Source organism: Nitrospirota bacterium (assembly GCA_016219645.1).
GTDB lineage: Bacteria > Nitrospirota > Nitrospiria > Nitrospirales > Nitrospiraceae > Palsa-1315.
Genome location: JACRLR010000043.1, coordinates 1 through 1,046 on the forward strand (window position 1 = coordinate 1; position 1,046 = coordinate 1,046).

Consider the following 1,046-nt stretch of genomic DNA (forward strand, 5'->3'; position numbering starts at 1 on the left):
CCCGAAGGGGCCAGGACATCTCGTTCGTTCCGAGTTTACGAAGGGCAGCGGGGTGCCTTGCCTTCTGGCGATTCACCAGGATCCCAGCGGCACTACGAGGCAGGTCGGATTGGCCTACGCGAGTGCGATCGGCGGTGGACGCGCCGGTGTCATCGAAACGAATTTTCGCGAGGAAACTGAGACCGATCTCTTTGGTGAACAAGCCGTGCTCTGCGGGGGGCTGACGTCGCTGATTCAGGCCGGGTACGAGACGCTGGTCGAAGCCGGGTACTCACCGGAGATGGCCTACTTTGAATGTTTGCACGAGGTAAAGCTCATTGTCGATCTGATCTATCAGGGCGGGATTGCCAACATGCGCTACTCGATCAGCACAACGGCGAAATACGGTGATGTGACTCGAGGTCCACGTGTGGTGACCGAACAGACGAAACAGGAGATGAAGCGGATTCTCGAAGAGATCCAGACCGGACGGTTCGCCAAAGAATGGGTCTTGGAGAATCAGGCCAATCGACCGGTCTACAACGCACTCCTTGCGAAGGGCGAGGCTCATCCTATCGAAGCTGTTGGGGCGAAACTGCGTGGGATGATGCCATGGCTCAAGAAGGATCAGCTCGTCGATAAAACCAAGAACTGAGGCAATTCCATGGCGGATCGTGCGATCGGTGTTCCCTTTGCCAAAGAAGGAATTCCCTTCATTGTAGTTCCTGCCGGCGTTACACTCTTGACAGCATGGCTGGGGTGGCCGGTCGTTGCGTTTCTTGGTGGGATTGCAACACTGTTCTCTGCCTGGTTCTTTCGCAACCCGGCCCGAGTGATTCCACAAGGTCCCAATCTGATTGTTGCGCCCGGCGATGGCAAGGTGATCGCCATCGAGGAAGAGTTTGAGCCTCGCTACCTGAAAGAGTGTAGTGTCAGGCTCACGATCTTTTTGAATGTCTTCGATGTCCACATCAATCGTATGCCTTGTGATGGTGTCATCGAAGGTGTTCAGTATCAGCCGGGGCTGTTTTTGGTTGCGAGCAAGCCGGAGGCGACGCTGAGGAACG

General features: G+C 55.8%; 2 protein-coding genes. Both read left to right on the forward strand.

The features are described 5' to 3' along the window. Window positions 1-634 (forward strand): ketol-acid reductoisomerase (gene ilvC, locus HZB34_14640; GenBank protein MBI5317198.1); only part of this gene is annotated, 634 nt, incomplete at its 5' end. Window positions 635-643: 9 nt separating this feature from the next. Then, the coding region (locus tag HZB34_14645; protein ID MBI5317199.1) for a phosphatidylserine decarboxylase at window positions 644-1,046 on the forward strand (403 nt) is incomplete at its 3' end.